Here is a 16,714-nt window from a genome sequence, read left to right as displayed (position 1 = left end):
GCTCTGAAGGTTCCGAATTTGTATCGCCAGGAAGGCCGCCTTCGCGGGCAAGCCTCGCTCCTACATTGGAATGCATTTCCCTGTAGGAGCGAGGCTTGCCCGCGAATGGGACGACTCGGTCTGTCTGACCGAGTGTTATTCCATGTCCTTCTGCCAAGCGGTGTCTTTGAACCACTTGTCATGGATGCGATCGTAGGTGCCGTCTTCGTGGATCTGGTGCAGGAAGTTGTTGATGAAGTTGATGCTGTCGTAATCACCCTTCTTCAGACCGAAGGCCAGAGGCTCATAGGTGAACGGCTTGTCGAGAAAGACCAGTTTGCCGGCGCCGACCTTGTTCACCGCCACAACGTTGTATGGCGCATCGTAGATGAAGGCGTCGGCCTTGCCGTTGACCACGTCGAGCACGGCTTCCTGTTCGTTGTCGTAGCCGTGGTACTTGGCTTTGGAGATCAGCTTTTTGGCGACCATCTCGCCGGTGGTGCCGAGCTTGGAGGTGATGCGGTAGTCGGCGGTGTTCAAGTCTTTATAGGACTTGATGGTGCCTTCCAGCTCCTTGCGGATCAGCAGGGTCTGACCCACCACGATGAACGGCTCGCTGAAGTTCAGGCGCAGGTTACGTTCCTGGGTCAGGGTCATGCCGCTACCGATCATGTCGAACTTGTCGGTGAGCAGCGCCGGGATGATGCCGTCGTAACCGGTGGACACCAGCTCCAGCTTGACGCCCATGGCCTTGGTCATGGCTTTGAGGATGTCGACTTCGAATCCGATGATCTCGCCGCGCTTGTTGGTCATTTCGAACGGCATGTAGGTCGGGTCCATGCCGACTTTCAGCGTGCCGCGCTTGACCGCGTCATCGATGGCACCGGCCTGCGCCGCGCTGACTGCAACCAATGCCGTGACGCCGACCAGCAGCATCGACAGATACTTCTTCATCATCAAGTCCCCAAAACCATTGCGTTGTGAGGCGCGCAAACGGCGGATTTCCTTTAGGAAACCAGCAGATACGAACAGAAAATTGTCCGGGCGCACCAATTCGGGGACGGATGCTAACGCACTCACTTGTTTGCACAAGGGTCTGGCAACGATCAGGCAAAAAAAACCCCGCTTTCGCGGGGTTTTCATCAGGCCAACTGAGGCTGCGCACTCAGTGGTTTGAGCGGTAACAGCGGCGCATGGGGATCGGCTTTCACCGATTTGCGCCAGGCTGCCAGCCACTCGGGATGGCTTTCATTCCAGATCTGCTCATGCAAGCGCGCCAATGCCACCGGGTCGCTCAGCAGTTGCACACGCTCATTGTTGTTCAGGCCTTCAGGCCCGACTTTCAATGCGTGACGCACCCGTTCTATCCGCAGCCATTCGATCGGCTCGGCCTGACCGTGACGCGAAGTCGCCAGCGAGCACGCCAATGCGTTCTGCTGTGGATCGACCACCGCGCGGATGAAGCCGTCGTTCAATGCATGCCAACGGTTTTCGTGGGTGTACTGATCGGTTGCCACCAACGCCTGCGGCGGATTGTATTCCTCAGGGATCAGGAACAGGCTCTCGTCACGGGACTTGAGGCCCAGTCCGACGCGGCTGGAAATCACCGACACCGGAATCGACAGCATCAACGAACCGACGATCGGCACCAGCCACCACAGGAAGCTCGGGTTCAGCCAGATCACCAGCAGGGCCCAGAAGAAGCCCAGCAAGGTTTGCGGACCGTGGCGCTTGACCGCTTCGCTCCATGGCGTGGAGTCGTCATCACGTTGTGGCGAGTTCCAGGTCGCAGCCCAACCGAGGAACGCGGCGAGTACGAAACGGGTGTGGAAAATCATCCGCACCGGCGCCAGCAACATGGAGAACAGCACCTCCAGCAGCATCGACATCGTTACCTTGAACTTGCCACCGAACTCTTTCGCACCTTTGGCCCAGATCAGGAGGATGCTCAACAGTTTCGGCAGGAACAGCAGCACGATGGTCGTCGAGAACAGCGCGACGGCCTTGTCCGGATGCCATTGTGGCCACAGCGGATAAAGCTGTCGCGGCTCCATGAAGTATTGCGGCTCCATCAGCGTGTTGACCGCCAGCAGCGCCGTCGACAGCACGAGGAAGAAGAACCACAACGGCGCCGACAGGTAAGACATCACCCCGGTGAGGAATACCGCGCGGTGAACCGGGTGCATACCCTTGACCAGAAACAGGCGGAAGTTCATCAGGTTGCCGTGGCACCAGCGACGGTCACGCTTGAGTTCGTCCAGCAGGTTCGGCGGCAGTTCTTCGTAGCTGCCCGGCAAGTCGTAGGCAATCCACACGCCCCAGCCGGCACGGCGCATCAGCGCTGCTTCGACGAAGTCGTGGGACAGAATCGCACCGGCAAAAGCACCTTTACCCGGCAACGGCGCCAGGGCGCAGTGCTCGATGAACGGCTTCATGCGGATGATTGCGTTGTGGCCCCAATAGTGGGATTCGCCCAACTGCCAGAAGTGCAGGCCGGCGGTGAACAGCGGACCGTACACCCGGGTCGCGAACTGCTGCATGCGCGCATACAGCGTGTCCATGCCCGACGCACGCGGTGCCGTCTGAATAATCCCTGCGTCCGGCGTGGCTTCCATCAAGCGCACCAGACTGGTCAGGCAATCGCCGCTCATTACGGAGTCCGCGTCGAGCACGACCATGTACTTGTAGTCACCGCCCCAGCGACGGCAGAAGTCGTCGAGGTTGCCGCTTTTACGTTTCACACGACGGCGACGACGGCGATAGAAAATCTTGCCGAAGCCCTTGGCTTCACGGCAGACGTCCAGCCAGGCCTGTTGCTCGGCCACGCAGATGTCCGCGTCATTACTGTCGCTGAGGACGAAAAAGTCGAAGCGATCCAGGTCACCCGTGGCCGCAACCGATTCGAAGGTCGCCCGCAAACCGGCAAATACGCGCGGCACGTCTTCGTTGCAGATCGGCATCACCAGTGCGGTGCGCGCGTCCTTGGCGATCGGCTCGTTGCCGGCACTTTTACCGGAGATGCGGTATTTGTCGTGGCCGGTGAGCAACTCGAGGAAGCCCATCAGCGCCGTCCAGAAACCGGCCGACACCCAGCAGAACAGAATCCCGAACAGAATCAGGATGCTGGTTTGCAGCGCATACGGCAGCACTTGCGTGACGGTTTGCAGGATCGGTTGATGCAAGACTTCGTTCAGGTCGACGAACGACCAGCCCTGGTACGGCATGATGCCTTTCATGTACCAGCCGGCGACGATGGTCTGACCGAGCATCAGGACCAGCAGAATGTAACGCCGGATCGAACCGACGGTGCGCCAGCGGGCCGCCGGCAGCACGTTTTCGTCCTTCGGCGGGGCCGGCGGATTGGTGCGACCGGTCAGACGACGCCAGCCACGCACCAGAATGTTGGTACGCCACGGTTCAGGAACGACTTTGGTCCGACGGATCGGCGGGGTTGCCTTCAGGCAAACCCGACCACTGGCGTCGACCGCCAGCATTTCCGCTTCTTCCAGCTCTTCAGCGGTATTCAGGGTCAGGCGACGGCCCACCGAGGCTTGAGCAGCCTCGGCCGGTGCGTCAAATGTCGAAGACGAAAGACGCTGGTGCAATTCGCTGAAGGACTGACAGCCCGCGAGTTCCGCGCGCTGCTGGTCGGTCATCGGTAGATGCGCCAGATACTCGGCAAGAGTCTCTGGCTGTACTTGAGAATTACTCATCGGCAGGCAACTGGTAGCTCCAGGTCTCGGTCAGGACTTCTTCAGTCGATTCCGATTCCGGTGTGGCTGGGGCCGCGTCCGCAGCAGCAGGCTGCTTGGCGTCTTTGTTGTCCTTGTCCTTGGCATCTGCAACTGGCTTGGCTTCGGCCTGCTTGGCCTCGGCGGCCTTCGCTTCCTTGTCCGCTTTTTCCGCTTGCCTGGCAGCCACTTTGTCAGCCTTGGCAACGGAAGAGTTGGACGCTGGAACCGAAGACTTCGCAAGATCGGCAGGCACGACATTCTGAACCAGTGCCGCACGCATCTCGGTAGGCTTGCCCGGATCCTTGATTTTCATCCGCAGGGTCAGGCGCCAGCCCTTGGTTTCAGGGTTGTAACGCACGCTGTTCTCGACCAGTTCGGCATTGTCGCCAACGCTGACCTGACTGCGAACGTCGGCAGTTTCCGGCAGTGCCGCCAGGGACGGACCTTCGAAGTCCACCAGATAGGCAACGCTGCCATCCGGCTGACGGATCAGGTTGGACTGTTTCACGTCACCCGTGGAGCGCAAGGTCTGTTGGACCCAGGCGCTGTCCGGTGCGTGAAGAGCGGCTTCATCGATGGTCCAGTGCAGGCGATAAGCGACGTCCAGCGGCTGACCAGGCTCGGGCAGTTTTTCCGGGCTCCAGAAAGCTACGATATTGTCGTTGGTTTCGTCGGCAGTCGGAATCTCTACCAGATCGACGGAACCCTTGCCCCAATCGCCTTTTGGCTCGATCCAGGCACTTGGGCGCTTGTCGTAGCGATCGTCGAGGTCTTCGTAGTGGCTGAAGTCGCGGCCACGTTGCAGCAAGCCGAAACCACGCGGATTCTCGATCGAGAAGTTACTAACAGACAGGTGTTTAGGGTTGTTCAGTGGACGCCAGATCCACTCGCCGTTGCCGGCATGGATCGACAGACCGCTGGAGTCGTGCAGTTCACGACGGTAGTTGAGCACTTTCGACGGCTGGTTGGCGCCGAACAGGAACATGCTCGTCAACGGTGCAACGCCAAGCTTGGTGACCTTGTCACGCAGGAACATCTGGGCCTTGACGTCGACGATGGTATCGCTGCCCGGGCGCAGGGTCAGGCGATAGGCACCGGTGGCACGTGGCGAATCCAGCAGGGCGAAGATCACCAGGTGCTTGTCACCCGGTTTTGGCTGTTCAATCCAGAACTCGGTGAAACGCGGGAATTCTTCACCGGACGGCAACGCGGTATCGATGGCCATGCCGCGAGCGGACAAGCCATAGGTGTGACCCTTGCCGACAACGCGGAAGTAACTCGCGCCGAGCATGGTCATGATTTCGTCTTGCTTGTCGGCCTTGTTGATCGGGTAAAGCACGCGGAAACCGGCATAACCCAGTTGTTCGGTGGCTTTAGGATCGAACTTCACATCGCCAAAATCGAAACGACTTGGGTCGTATTTGATCTCTTCGACGGTGTTGGCCGTGATTTCGTTGATTTTCACCGGCGTATCGAAGTGCATGCCCTGGTGATAGAACGAAAGCTTGAACGGGGTTTTCTGATCGGCCCATTCGGCTTTTTCAGTGCGGAAACGAATTTTTTGATAGTCCGCGAATTTCATTTCGCGGAATTCGTTCGGCAGGTTACTGCGCGGGGCTTCGTATTTTTGTCCGGCCAACTCTTTTGCCTTGGCCGATACATCATCCAGATTGAATGCCCAAAGCTGGCCGGCGCTGAGCAGGCAGAGCAGTGCAGAGCCCGCTACCAGAGCGCTTCGGAACCGTTTGGCAGTCAATTTTGGTGCATTACAGGGACTAACAATCACGAGCAACCCTCGCCGAAAACAGATCAAAAAACCAACGGCCAGCTATCTATATGCCAGGTTGGCGAGCATTGTTCCGACTCCCATGGGGCTAAATGATTCCCCAACAGGTCCCGGACAAGTCTCTACCTAAGTCAAAATGGACCAACGAACGCTGATCCCCGTAGCGCGCGATTATCTAGTAGGCCGCGTTACAACGCATCAGGGGTAACAAAGTATTTATCGCGAAAAACCCCTGTTTTCAGTCGAAAAGCCCTGAAAAACATGTTTCAAGCCCTTTCACGTCTGTAACAGGAAGGTTACCGGGCCATCGTTGACCAGGTGCACCTGCATGTCCGCGCCGAATCTACCTGATGCCACAGTGCCATGCACCTGTTTCGCTTTGGTTAATAGATAGTCGAAAAGCTCCTCGCCCAGGGCCGGAGGGGCAGCGGTCGAAAAACTCGGGCGCAACCCGCTCTTGGTGTCAGCGGCCAGGGTGAACTGCGAGACCAGCAGCAACCCACCGTCCACATCCGCCAAAGACAGGTTCATCTTGCCCTCGGCGTCGCTGAATACTCGATAGTTAAGCAGTTTATGCAGAAGTTTGTCGGCGCTGGCACGAGTATCCTCCGGTTCGACCGCCACCAGCACCAGCAACCCATGATCCACCGACCCCACCACTTCTCCCGCTACCTCGACTCGCGCGCCACGCACGCGTTGCAACAGGCCCTTCATGCTTCTTCGGGCGGCAGGTCGAGCAAGCGGCGAGCCATCTGGCTGGCGGCGCGTACCAGCGCATCGGTAATACCCGGCTCGGACGCGGCGTGACCCGCATCGCGGATCACTTGGAGTTCGCTGTTCGGCCAGGCTTGATGCAGTTCCCAGGCGTTATCCAGTGGGCAGATCACGTCATAACGACCGTGGACGATCACGCCTGGCAAATGGGCGATCTTGCCCATGTCGCGAATCAGTTGGTTCGGCTCAAGGAAAGCATTGTTGGTGAAGTAGTGACATTCGATGCGCGCGATGGACAACGCGCGTTGCGGCTCGGAGAAGCGATCGACCACCAGCGGGTTCGGACGCAAGGTCGCGGTCCGACCTTCCCAGGTGGACCAGGCCTTGGCCGCGTGCATCTGGGCGATCTGATCGTTGCCGGTCAGGCGCTTGTGGAAAGCGCTGAGCAGGTCGTCGCGTTCGTCCAGCGGGATGGGCGCGACGTAGTCCTGCCAGTAATCGGGGAACAGACGGCTGGCGCCACACTGGTAGAACCATTCGATTTCCTGCGGGCGGCAGAGAAAAATCCCGCGCAGAATCAGACCGTGTACGCGCTCCGGGTGGGTTTGCGCATAGGCCAGTGCCAGGGTCGACCCCCAGGAACCGCCAAACAGCACCCATTTTTCGATGCCCAGGTGTTTGCGAATCCGCTCAAGGTCGGCGACCAGATCCCAGGTGGTGTTGTTCTCAAGACTGGCGTGGGGGGTGGAGCGACCACAACCGCGCTGGTCGAACGTCACGATACGGTACAGATTCGGATCGAAGTACCGGCGGCTCTGGGCATCACACCCGGCGCCGGGGCCGCCGTGGATGAACACCACCGGCAAACCTTCCGGTGAACCGCTTTCGTCGACATACAGGGTGTGAGTTTCATCGACGGCCAGATCGTGCCGGGCGTGAGGTTTGATCTGCGGGTACAAAGTCTGCATTGCGCGCTCCGTAAGGGGTCGAGGTCATCCCTGGGGGGACTTCTATTATTCTGCCGTCCGGCATCATAAACCCGATTTACGCCAATGAGCATGCCCCTTGCAGCGTCATGTTTTGTCAGCCAAAAACCCGAGCAGGGTTTCATAGAGCAAGTCGACCTCGGCGACCTGGCCCCGAGCCCGCAAACAGCCGTGAACCAGCCCTTCCCCGTAATAAAGAGTGGCGGGCACGCCAGCGGCCTGCAGTTGCTCGGCGTAGAGCACACCGTCATCGCGCAGCGGGTCAAATTGCGCCACAGCGATGAATGCCGGCGGCAGTCCGCCGAAGTGTCCGGCGAGCAACGGCATGGCATAGGCGCCCGGCTGTCGGCTGCCGCGTAAGTACAGGGCGTGATAACAGTCGACATCGCTGCTGGCGAGCAACGGCGCATCGATGCATTCGCTGCGCGACGGCAGCTGGTTATCACCGCCCAACCCCGGATAGATCAGGATCTGCGCAGCCGGCAACGGCTCGCCCGAATCCCGCAGCGCCAGACAAAGCGCGGCCGCGAGATTGCCACCGGCGCTGTCCCCCGCCACCAGCGTACGCTCGGGATCGAGCTTGAATGGCCCGGTTCGCAGCGCGCGCCAGACCCGCAGGCAGTCATCGAACGCCGCCGGAAACGGATGTTCCGGCGCCAATCGGTAATCGACAGCGATCACCAGCACGCCAAGTGTCGACGCCAGTTCGGCGCAGATGAAGTCGTGGGAATCCAGATCCCCTACCACCCAACCGCCGCCATGCAGGTAGAAGACGCACGGGGCACCATCGGTCGGCGGTGTAACTGGGGGTTGATAAGACCGCACCAGTACACCGGCCAATTCGAAATCGACTACGTAAAGCCCGGCGGGACGTGGCGGGGTGAATGCCCGGCACATCTCGCTGTAGGCCTGACGCAGGCCGTCGAGGCTGCTGTCGGTGCTGTTGAAGCTGACGGTTTTCTCGACGAATGCCGTCATCTGTTCGGATAGCGGGTAAGTTGCCATGAGTCTGGTGTCAGTCAGTTCAGCGGTTGGGGATTGGAACCCGGTTCTGTGGCGAGGGAGCTTGCTCCCGTTCGACCGCGTAGCGGTCGCAGATTTTGGGGGCTGCTTCGCAACCCAACGGGAGCAAGCTCCCTCGCCACAGGACAGTAATTACCCAAGTAATGGTGATCAGTTTTTCAAACTGGCCTGAACGGTGGACACGCCATCCTTGCCATCAAAACTGGTGACACCCGCCAACCAACGCTGCAGGTCCTCCGGATGATCACGCAGCCATTGCCTGGCAACGTCCTGGGGCGTCTTGCGCTCCATGATCGGCACCATCAGCTGGCTTTCCTGGGCCGCGGTGAAGGTCAGGTTTTCCAGCAGGCGATTCACGTTCGGACACCGAACGGCATAGTCCGGGGACGTCACAGTCGAGACAGTCGCCGCGCCTTCGTTCGGGCCATAGACGTCTTCGCTGCCAGTCAGGTAGGCAATCTTCATATTGATGTTCATCGGGTGCGGGGTCCAGCCGACGAACACCACGAACTCCTTGCGATTCACCGCCCGTTGAACGGCGGCCAGCATGCCGGCCTCACCGGACTCGATCAGTTTGAAATCCTTCAAACCAAAGTGATTGCTCTCGATCATGGTTTTGATCGTGGTGTTGGCGCCGCTGCCCGGCTCGATGCCGTAGATCTTGCCACCGAGCTTGTCCTTGAATTTGGCGATGTCGGCGAAGGTTTTCAGGCCTGCTTCGGCGACATATTCAGGCACGGCAAGCGTTGCCTGAGCGTCCGCCAGGCTTGGTTTGTCCATGACCTTCACTTGGTTGGCGGCCACGAACGGCGCGATGTTTTTGTCCATCGCCGGTTTCCAGTAACCGAGGAAGATATCGAGGCGTTTGTCGCGGATGCCGGCGAAGATTATTTGCTGCACGGCGCTGGTTTGCTTGCTTTCGTAGCCGAGGCCGTTGAGCAACACGTCAGCCATGCCGCTGGTGGCGATCACGTCGGTCCAGTTGACCACGCCCATGCGCACGGCCTTGCAAGACGCGTCGTCACTGGCCAGGACGCTGGTGCTCAGAAGAGCGGTGCCGCAGAGGATTGAGAGACAGCGGGTGAACAAACCTTTGGTGCTTGTCATAGAGAGCGTTCTCGTGCGGCAGTTGATTGTTATGGGCCCGGTGTCTTTGTGCACCGAGCACAGAACATTACGCAGCGTCGAGAGGGGAAAAGCGAACTGTGGCGACTGAGATTTGCACGGTGGCGACTTGATAGCCACGTGCTGATCGTTCCCACGCTCTGCGTGGGAACGATCAGTCAGCCGTAGTGGTTTTGGCCCCAGGCCAGCAGGCCTTGCAGCAATTCCTTGAGCACCACTTGCGTCGGCTCGGCCAGGTCCGGGCGATAGCGGAACGGCTCGAACTCTTCCATGTACGTGCACTGCCCCAGCTCCAGTTGCACGGCGTGGATGTTTTCGGCCGGGTTGCCGTAATGACGGGTGATGTGACCGCCCTTGAAGCGTCCGTTCAGCACATGGCTGTAATCGCCGTGACGCGCGCAGATTCCTTCCAGCTGAGTGGCCAACTGTGGATCGCAACTGGCGCCGTTGAAGGTGCCGAGGTTGAAGTCCGGCAGCTTGCCGTCGAACAGGTGCGGGATGATCGAACGGATCGAATGTGCATCGAACAGCAGTGCGTAGCCGAACTCGGCTTTCAGACGCGCCAGCTCGTTCTGCAACGTGGTGTGATACGGCGTCCAGACCTGCTCCAGATACGTCGCTCGTTCAGCCGCCGACGGCTCCATCCCTTCGCGAAACAATGGGATGCCGTCGAACAGCGTCGCCGGGTACAGACCGGTGGTTGCGCCGACATACAAAGGCTTATCGTCAGACGGGCGGTTCAGGTCGATGACAAATCGTGAATATTCGGCAGCCAGCGTACTCGCGCCGAGTTCGATGGCAAATTCATACAGCTTCGGGATATGCCAGTCAGTGTCCGGCAGGCTGCGTGCATCGGGGATCAACCCGGCTTCGACCGCCGGAGTCAGGCGCAGGCCGGCGTGGGGCATGCTGATCAGCAGCGGCACGCGGCCTTGTTTGAAGTTCAGAACCTTATCCACAACTGCTCTCCTAAACGCTCGTTTCGACGCCGTGACGCACGACGCGTTTTTCCAGGTCACCGCCCAGCCAGTACGACAGGTCGGCGGGACGATCGATTTGCCAGGCAACGAAATCCGCGATCTTGCCGGCTTCCAGCGAACCATGCGTGTCAGCCATGCCCAACGCGGTGGCGGCGTGAATGGTTGCGCCGGCCAGCGCTTCTTCCGGAGTCATGCGGAAGCAAGTGCAGGCCATGTTCAGCATCAAGCGCAATGACAGCGCGGGCGAAGTGCCGGGGTTGAGGTCGCTGGCGATGGCGATTTTCACACCGTGTTTGCGCAGGGCATCCATCGGCGGCAACTGGGTTTCTCGCAGGAAGTAGAACGCACCGGGCAGCAGCACCGCGACGGTGCCGGACTTGGCCATGGCGATGGCGTCGTCTTCGGTCATGAATTCCAGGTGATCGGCCGACAGTGCGTGGTAGCGCGCCGCCAGACTCGAACCGTGCAGCGATGACAATTGCTCGGCGTGCAGCTTTACCGGCAGACCCAGTTCTTGCGCGGTGATGAACACACGCTCGACCTGCGCCGGCGAAAACGCCAGGTATTCGCAAAACGCGTCCACCGCATCCACCAGCCCTTCGGCGGCCAGGGCCGGGAGCATTTCAGCGCAGATGTGATCGATGTAGTCGTCGGCGCGATCCTTGTATTCCGGTGGCAACGCGTGAGCGGCCAGGCAGGTGCTGCGCACGCTGACCGGGAGTTCGGCACCGAGGCGACGGATCACGCGCAGGATCTTGCGCTCGCTGGCCAGGTCCAGGCCGTAGCCGGACTTCATTTCGACCGTGGTCACGCCGTCGCGCATCAAGCTCTTCAGACGCTTGGCGGCGCTGGCGAACAGCTCGTCTTCGGTCGCTGCGCGGGTGGCGCGCACGGTGCTGGCGATGCCGCCGCCGGCCGCTGCGATTTCTGCGTAGCTGACGCCTTGCAGGCGCTGTTCGAATTCACCGCTGCGGTTACCGCCGAACACCATGTGGGTGTGGCAATCGATCAGGCCCGGGGTAACCCAGGCCCCTTCCAAATCGTTGACGGCCGGGTACTCGCCCGACGGCAGTTCACTGCGCGGGCCGACCCACTCAATGTGCGCACCGGACGTCACGATGGCCGCGTCCTCGATGATCGAGTAGACGCCTTGCGCCATGGTTGCGACGTGGCAGTGTTGCCAGAGAGTTTTCATCCCGAATTCCTCGTCTTGTTCAAAATCGATTCGCGGGCAAGCCCCGCTCCTACAGGTTCTACGCGATCTCCTGTAGGAGCGAGGCTTGCCCGCGAAGAGGCCATTACAGGCTAGGCAGCAACTTCACCGACACCAGCTCATTCAGGCAACGCGTCGCCAACAACTCGGTTGCCGCATTGATGTCAGGCGCAAAGAAGCGGTCCTTCTCATAGAACGGCACTTCATTACGCAGAATCCCGCGAGCCTTTTCCAGCTTCGCCGAGCTCTTCAGGCCTTCACGCAAATCCAGCCCCTGAACGGCCGCCAACCATTCCACGGCCAAAACGCCGCGAGTGTTTTCGGCCATTTCCCACAAACGCTTGCCGGCAGCCGGCGCCATGGAGACGTGGTCTTCCTGGTTCGCCGACGTCGGCAGGCTGTCTACCGAATGCGGATGGGACAACGCCTTGTTTTCGCTGGCCAGTGCCGCTGCGGTCACCTGAGCGATCATGAAGCCGGAGTTCACGCCACCATTGGCCACCAGGAACGGCGGCAGCTGCGACATGTGCTTGTCCATCATCAGCGAGATACGGCGTTCGCTAAGGGAACCGATTTCAGCGATGGCCAGCGCCATGTTGTCAGCCGCCATGGCCACCGGCTCGGCGTGGAAGTTACCACCGGAGATCACGTCGCCTTCAGCAGCGAATACCAGCGGGTTGTCGGAAACCGCGTTGGCTTCGACGGCCAACACTTCGGCGGCTTGACGGAATTGAGTCAGGCAGGCGCCCATGACTTGCGGCTGGCAGCGCAGCGAGTACGGGTCCTGGACCTTTTCGCAGTTCTCGTGCGAGTCGGACACTTCACTGCGCTCACCCAGCAGATCGCGGTAAGCGGCAGCGGCGTCGATCTGGCCTTTCTGGCCACGTGCGGCGTGGATGCGGGCGTCGAATGGCGAGCGCGAGCCCAGCACCGCTTCGACCGTCAGGGCACCAATCGCCACGGCGCCGGCGAACAGATCTTCGCCTTCGAACAGGCCACGCAGCGCGTAGGCAGTCGACACCTGAGTGCCGTTAAGCAGTGCCAGGCCTTCTTTCGCCGCCAGGGTCAGCGGGGTCAGACCGGCGATTTTCAGCGCTTCGGTCGCTTCCATCCACTCGCCTTTGTAGCGAGCCTTGCCTTCGCCCAGCAGCACCAGCGACATGTGAGCCAATGGCGCCAGATCGCCGGAGGCACCGACCGAACCTTTCAATGGGATGTGCGGGTAAACCTCGGCGTTGATCAGCGCGATCAACGCGTCAATCACTACGCGGCGAATGCCGGAAAAACCACGGCTCAGGCTATTGACCTTGAGCACCATCACCAGTCGAACCAGCGCGTCACTGATCGGCTCGCCGACACCGGCGGCGTGGGACAGCACCAGCGAGCGCTGCAGGTTTTCCAAGTCTTCACTGGCGATGCGGGTCGAGGCCAGCAGGCCGAAACCGGTGTTGATGCCGTAAGCGGTGCGGTTCTCGGCGAGGATCTGTTCCACGCAGGCAACGCTGGCTTCGATCTGGGCGGAGGCGCTGTTGTCGAGGGTGATTTTGACCGGTTGCTGATAGATATCACGCAGTTGGGCAAGGCTCAGTTGGCCGGGAACTAAATTTAGCGCAGTCACTTGTATTCTCCTTTTGAGAGTCTTTTTGTTAACTAACCAGACGCTCCGGAAATGTCCGTTGTCCGTCGCTTCCCGCCTTGTGGGGGGCTGGCGCCTTGGCACGCTGGTTCGATGTAGGAATCAGTTCAGGTTCGGTAAAGCCTTGTGCAGCAAAATCGGGTCTTTCAACACGCCGGCAGCGGCGGCGATATCAGGTGCCAGCCAGCGGTCCTGGTCGTAAGCCGGAACGCGTTCACGCAGCAGACGCCAGGCAGTATCGGTGCCGGCACCGAAGCGTTGTTCCTTCAAAAATTCAAATGCCTGAGCCGCCAGCAAATATTCGATCGCAAGAATCTGCGTGCAGTTTTCCAGCGCACGATGCAGCTTCAGCGCCGCGTTGGTGCCCATGCTCAAGTGGTCTTCCTGCAGGCCCGAGGTGACGTAGTTGTCGAGCACTGCCGGTTGCGCCAACTGGCGATTTTCCGCGCACAGCGAAGCGGCGACGTACTGGACGATCATCATTCCAGAGTTAACCCCCGGGTTGGCCACCAGGAATGCCGGCAAACCGCTGACATGCGGGTTGATCAGGCGATCCAGGCGACGTTCGGCGATGGAGCCGATTTCGGCCATGGCAATCGCCAGCAAATCTGCCGCCAATGCCACTGACTGACCGTGCGGGTTGGCCTGGGACACCACCCGAAAGTTGTCCGGCGTGCCCAGCAGCATAGGGTTATCAGTGACAGAGTTGAGTTCGGTTTCGATCTGCTTTTTGGCGTGCTCAAGCTGATCACGAGCGGCGCCGTGGACTTGCGGGATCGACCGGATACTCAGCGCATCCTGAGTGCGAAAACCTTTACTGCTGGCGATCACTTCACTGCTATCGAGCAGCGCCCGCAAGTTGATGCCGACTTGCTGCATGCCCGGGTGAGGTTTGAGTGCGATGATTTCGGCATCGAACGCGGCGATCTGACCGCACTGGGCTTCGAAGCTCATGGCACCGATCACGTCTGCCCACTGCACCAGATGCGTCGCGTCGGCCAGCGCCAGGCAGCTGAGCCCGGTCATGCACGGCGTGCCGTTGACCAGGCACAGGCCGTCTTTGGCGCCGAGCTGGACCGGTTGCAAACCTTCTTCAGCCAAAGCCTGCTGCGCAGAAACGATCTGCCCGCGATAGCTGACATTGCCCACACCTAGCAGCGCGATGCTGATGTGGGCCATGTGGGTCAGGTAACCCACCGAACCCTGGGACGGCACTTGCGGGGTGATGCCGCGATTGAGCAACGCCAGCAGCGCTTCGACTACCCGGCGGTGAATACCGGATTTGCCGTGGCTGTAATTGCGGATCGCCGCGCACATGATCGCGCGGGTCTGCTCGTCGGCCAGTGGAGCGCCAACGCCACAGGCGTGACTGAGCAAGGTGTTGCGCGACAGTTGGCTGAGCTGCTCGTCTTTGAGCGAGACATTGCACAACGCGCCCAGGCCGGTGTTGACGCCATAGGCACGCTCGCCGCTGGCGACGATGCGCTGGACGATGGCCTGGGCATTTTCGATCCGCGCCCAGGTTTCGCTCGACAGCTCGAGTTGCGCGCCATGACGGGCGACGGCGACCACATCCTGCCAACGCAGGGGGCTGCCGGTGATAACGATTTTTTCATCCTGGGACATCATTGACCTCGTGCGTACAACCTTAAAATTGATGCAGCTTTGCCGACGCCTTCGCGGGCAAGCCTCGCTCCTACGGGTTTTGTGTCGCTCCCACATTTCTGTGGCAAATGTGAAACCTGTAGGAGCGAGGCTTGCCCGCGAAGGGGCCGGGACAGCCTCCGCAAACCTTTAAACCACCGCCGCGCGCCGCTGTACGAAGCGGTCGACATATTCATCCGCTGGCGAATGCAGGATCTCTCGCGGCGTACCGACCTGAATCAGGCGCCCGTCCTTGAGAATCGCAATGCGGTTACCAATCCGCACCGCCTCATCAAGGTCGTGGGTGATGAAGACGATGGTCTTGTGCAGGGTCTTTTGCAGTTCCAGCAACTGGTCCTGCATCTCTGCGCGGATCAGCGGATCGAGCGCACTGAACGCTTCGTCCATCAGGATGATGTCGGTGTCGGCCGCCAAGGCACGGGCCAGGCCCACACGCTGACGCATACCGCCCGAGAGCTGATGCGGGTATTTGTTTTCGTAGCCCTTGAGGCCCACGGTGTTGATCCAGTGTAGCGCGCGCTCGGAGCACATTTGCTTGGTCTCGCCACGCACTTTCAGGCCGTAGGCGACGTTATCCACCACGGTCTTGTGCGGCAGCAGGCCGAAGCTCTGGAACACCATGCTGATCTTGTGCCGGCGAAATTCGCGCAGGGCTTCCATGTCGTATTGCAGGATGTCCACGCCGTCCACCAGGATCGCGCCGCTGGTCGGGTCGATCAGGCGGTTGAAGTGGCGCACAAGGGTCGATTTGCCGGAACCCGACAGGCCCATGATCACGAATATTTCGCCGGTGCCGATGCTCAGGGACAAGTCGTTCACGCCGACCACGCAGCCGGTCTCGGCCAGCACCTGATCCTTGGTTTTGCCCTGGCCAATCATGCCCAGCGCTTCCTTGGAACGGTTGCCGAAAATCTTGAAGACGTTTTTGACTTCGATTTTGCTGATGGCTTCGTTGCTCATTTGCTCACCTCATGCCGTGGCCGACCATACGCCTGAGTAATGCGGTCGATGACCACTGCCAGAATCACGATCGCCAGACCGGCTTCAAGGCCACGTCCGACGTTGAGGGTCTGAATCCCCACCAACACGTCTTCACCCAGGCCACGGGCACCGATCATCGAGGCAATCACCACCATCGACAGGGCCATCATGGTGGTCTGGTTGATCCCGGCCATGATGCTCGGCAGGGCCAGCGGCAGTTGCACGCCAAACAGTTGCTGCCAGCGGTTGGCACCAAAGGCGTTGATCGCTTCCATCACTTCGCCGTCGACCTGGCGGATGCCCAGGTCAGTCAGGCGAATCAGCGGTGGCGCAGCGTAGATCACCGTGGCGAAAATCGCCGGAACCTTGCCCAGGCCGAACAGCATCAGCACCGGGATCAGGTAAACGAAACTCGGCATGGTCTGCATGATGTCCAGCAGCGGCATCAGCACCGAACGCAGGCGATTGCTGCGTGCCGAGAGAATGCCCAGCGGGATGCCGATCAGCACCGAAATGACCGTCGCGACCATCATCAGCGCCAGGGTCTGCATCAGCTTGTCCCAGAGGCCGACCGCTCCCACCAGGAACAGCAGGCCGACGATCACGGCGGTGGTCACGACTTTGCGGGTCGCGTGCCAGGCAACGCCCGCCACGATTGCCAGCATCAGCCACCAGGGCGCTGCACGCAGCAGCCCTTCAAGATTGACGATGGCCCACAACAGGGTGTCGGAGATGCTGCGGAACACGTCGCCGTAGTTGGTGACGAGCGAATCGACCCAACCGTTGACCCAGTCGGCGATGGAAAAGGTAAAGCTTTCGGGAAACATAAGAGACTCTCAATCAAGGGGTTGCGATCAAGCGTCCGACTGCCGTCGCCGGCAGTCGGAGAGGC

At 60.2% G+C, this 16,714-nt stretch carries 13 protein-coding genes; all 13 read right to left on the bottom strand.

Annotated features, from left to right (window positions below; genetic code table 11):
• Positions 1-135: 135 nt before the first annotated feature.
• The 13 genes from ACYZTY_RS30845 to ACYZTY_RS30785 all read right to left on the bottom strand — a co-directional run bounded on the left by ACYZTY_RS30845 (position 136) and on the right by ACYZTY_RS30785 (position 16,649).
• The gene (locus ACYZTY_RS30845) at positions 136-933 is read right to left on the bottom strand and encodes a transporter substrate-binding domain-containing protein (RefSeq protein ID WP_109635926.1); all 798 of its coding nucleotides are present in this window, start codon (positions 931-933) and stop codon (positions 136-138) included.
• Between the two features lie 188 nt (positions 934-1,121).
• Entirely contained in the window at positions 1,122-3,692 is a 2,571-nt protein-coding gene (gene mdoH / locus ACYZTY_RS30840; protein ID WP_461956767.1) for a glucans biosynthesis glucosyltransferase MdoH, read from the bottom strand.
• Entirely contained in the window at positions 3,685-5,499 is a 1,815-nt protein-coding gene (locus ACYZTY_RS30835) for a glucan biosynthesis protein G (RefSeq protein WP_461956766.1), read from the bottom strand. Before ACYZTY_RS30835 ends, mdoH begins: the two co-directional genes overlap by 8 nt.
• A gap of 276 nt (positions 5,500-5,775) precedes the next feature.
• Positions 5,776-6,213 (bottom strand): D-aminoacyl-tRNA deacylase, encoded by a 438-nt coding sequence (dtd, locus tag ACYZTY_RS30830; RefSeq protein ID WP_461956765.1) that lies wholly within the window; start codon positions 6,211-6,213, stop codon positions 5,776-5,778.
• Positions 6,210-7,181, bottom strand: a complete 972-nt coding sequence (pip, locus tag ACYZTY_RS30825) for a prolyl aminopeptidase (RefSeq protein WP_461956764.1) — start codon at positions 7,179-7,181, stop codon at positions 6,210-6,212. The genes dtd and pip overlap by 4 nt, the downstream gene beginning before the upstream one ends.
• Before the next feature lie 105 nt (positions 7,182-7,286).
• On the bottom strand, positions 7,287-8,204 hold the full coding sequence (locus ACYZTY_RS30820) for an alpha/beta hydrolase (protein WP_461956763.1): 918 nt from the start codon (positions 8,202-8,204) through the stop codon (positions 7,287-7,289).
• Between the two features lie 168 nt (positions 8,205-8,372).
• A complete protein-coding gene (locus tag ACYZTY_RS30815; protein WP_461956762.1) occupies positions 8,373-9,329 on the bottom strand; it encodes a choline ABC transporter substrate-binding protein in 957 nt (318 codons plus the stop codon).
• 176 nt (positions 9,330-9,505) lie between these two features.
• Complete coding sequence (gene hutG / locus ACYZTY_RS30810; RefSeq protein WP_461956761.1) at positions 9,506-10,306, bottom strand: N-formylglutamate deformylase; 801 nt, start codon at positions 10,304-10,306, stop codon at positions 9,506-9,508.
• A gap of 10 nt (positions 10,307-10,316) precedes the next feature.
• Positions 10,317-11,522 (bottom strand): imidazolonepropionase, encoded by a 1,206-nt coding sequence (gene hutI / locus ACYZTY_RS30805; RefSeq protein WP_461956760.1) that lies wholly within the window; start codon positions 11,520-11,522, stop codon positions 10,317-10,319.
• Positions 11,523-11,625: 103 nt separating this feature from the next.
• Complete coding sequence (hutH, locus tag ACYZTY_RS30800; protein ID WP_461956759.1) at positions 11,626-13,158, bottom strand: histidine ammonia-lyase; 1,533 nt, start codon at positions 13,156-13,158, stop codon at positions 11,626-11,628.
• Positions 13,159-13,278: 120 nt separating this feature from the next.
• Complete coding sequence (hutH, locus tag ACYZTY_RS30795; RefSeq protein WP_461956758.1) at positions 13,279-14,802, bottom strand: histidine ammonia-lyase; 1,524 nt, start codon at positions 14,800-14,802, stop codon at positions 13,279-13,281.
• Between the two features lie 168 nt (positions 14,803-14,970).
• The gene (locus ACYZTY_RS30790) at positions 14,971-15,801 is read right to left on the bottom strand and encodes a quaternary amine ABC transporter ATP-binding protein (RefSeq protein ID WP_461956757.1); all 831 of its coding nucleotides are present in this window, start codon (positions 15,799-15,801) and stop codon (positions 14,971-14,973) included.
• Positions 15,798-16,649, bottom strand: coding sequence for an ABC transporter permease (locus tag ACYZTY_RS30785; protein ID WP_053153259.1), 852 nt, complete (start codon positions 16,647-16,649; stop codon positions 15,798-15,800). Before ACYZTY_RS30785 ends, ACYZTY_RS30790 begins: the two co-directional genes overlap by 4 nt.
• Positions 16,650-16,714 lie beyond the last annotated feature (65 nt).

The sequence above is a fragment of the Pseudomonas sp. LB1P83 genome (assembly GCF_054897885.1).
The sequence above is the reverse complement of the archived record's forward strand: the minus strand, read 5'-3'. Positions and strand labels throughout refer to the sequence as shown.

Bases quoted from the DNA above. Each gene is read 5' to 3' on its own strand.
- ACYZTY_RS30845 (WP_109635926.1), bottom strand. From the start codon at position 933: ATGAAGAAGTATCTGTCGATGCTGCTGGTCGGCGTCACGGCATTGGTT.
- mdoH (WP_461956767.1), bottom strand. From the start codon at position 3,692: ATGAGTAATTCTCAAGTACAGCCAGAGACTCTTGCCGAGTATCTGGCG.
- dtd (WP_461956765.1), bottom strand. From the start codon at position 6,213: ATGAAGGGCCTGTTGCAACGCGTGCGTGGCGCGCGAGTCGAGGTAGCG.
- pip (WP_461956764.1), bottom strand. From the start codon at position 7,181: ATGCAGACTTTGTACCCGCAGATCAAACCTCACGCCCGGCACGATCTG.
- ACYZTY_RS30820 (WP_461956763.1), bottom strand. From the start codon at position 8,204: ATGGCAACTTACCCGCTATCCGAACAGATGACGGCATTCGTCGAGAAA.
- ACYZTY_RS30815 (WP_461956762.1), bottom strand. From the start codon at position 9,329: ATGACAAGCACCAAAGGTTTGTTCACCCGCTGTCTCTCAATCCTCTGC.
- hutI (WP_461956760.1), bottom strand. From the start codon at position 11,522: ATGAAAACTCTCTGGCAACACTGCCACGTCGCAACCATGGCGCAAGGC.
- hutH (WP_461956758.1), bottom strand. From the start codon at position 14,802: ATGTCCCAGGATGAAAAAATCGTTATCACCGGCAGCCCCCTGCGTTGG.
- ACYZTY_RS30790 (WP_461956757.1), bottom strand. From the start codon at position 15,801: ATGAGCAACGAAGCCATCAGCAAAATCGAAGTCAAAAACGTCTTCAAG.
- ACYZTY_RS30785 (WP_053153259.1), bottom strand. From the start codon at position 16,649: ATGTTTCCCGAAAGCTTTACCTTTTCCATCGCCGACTGGGTCAACGGT.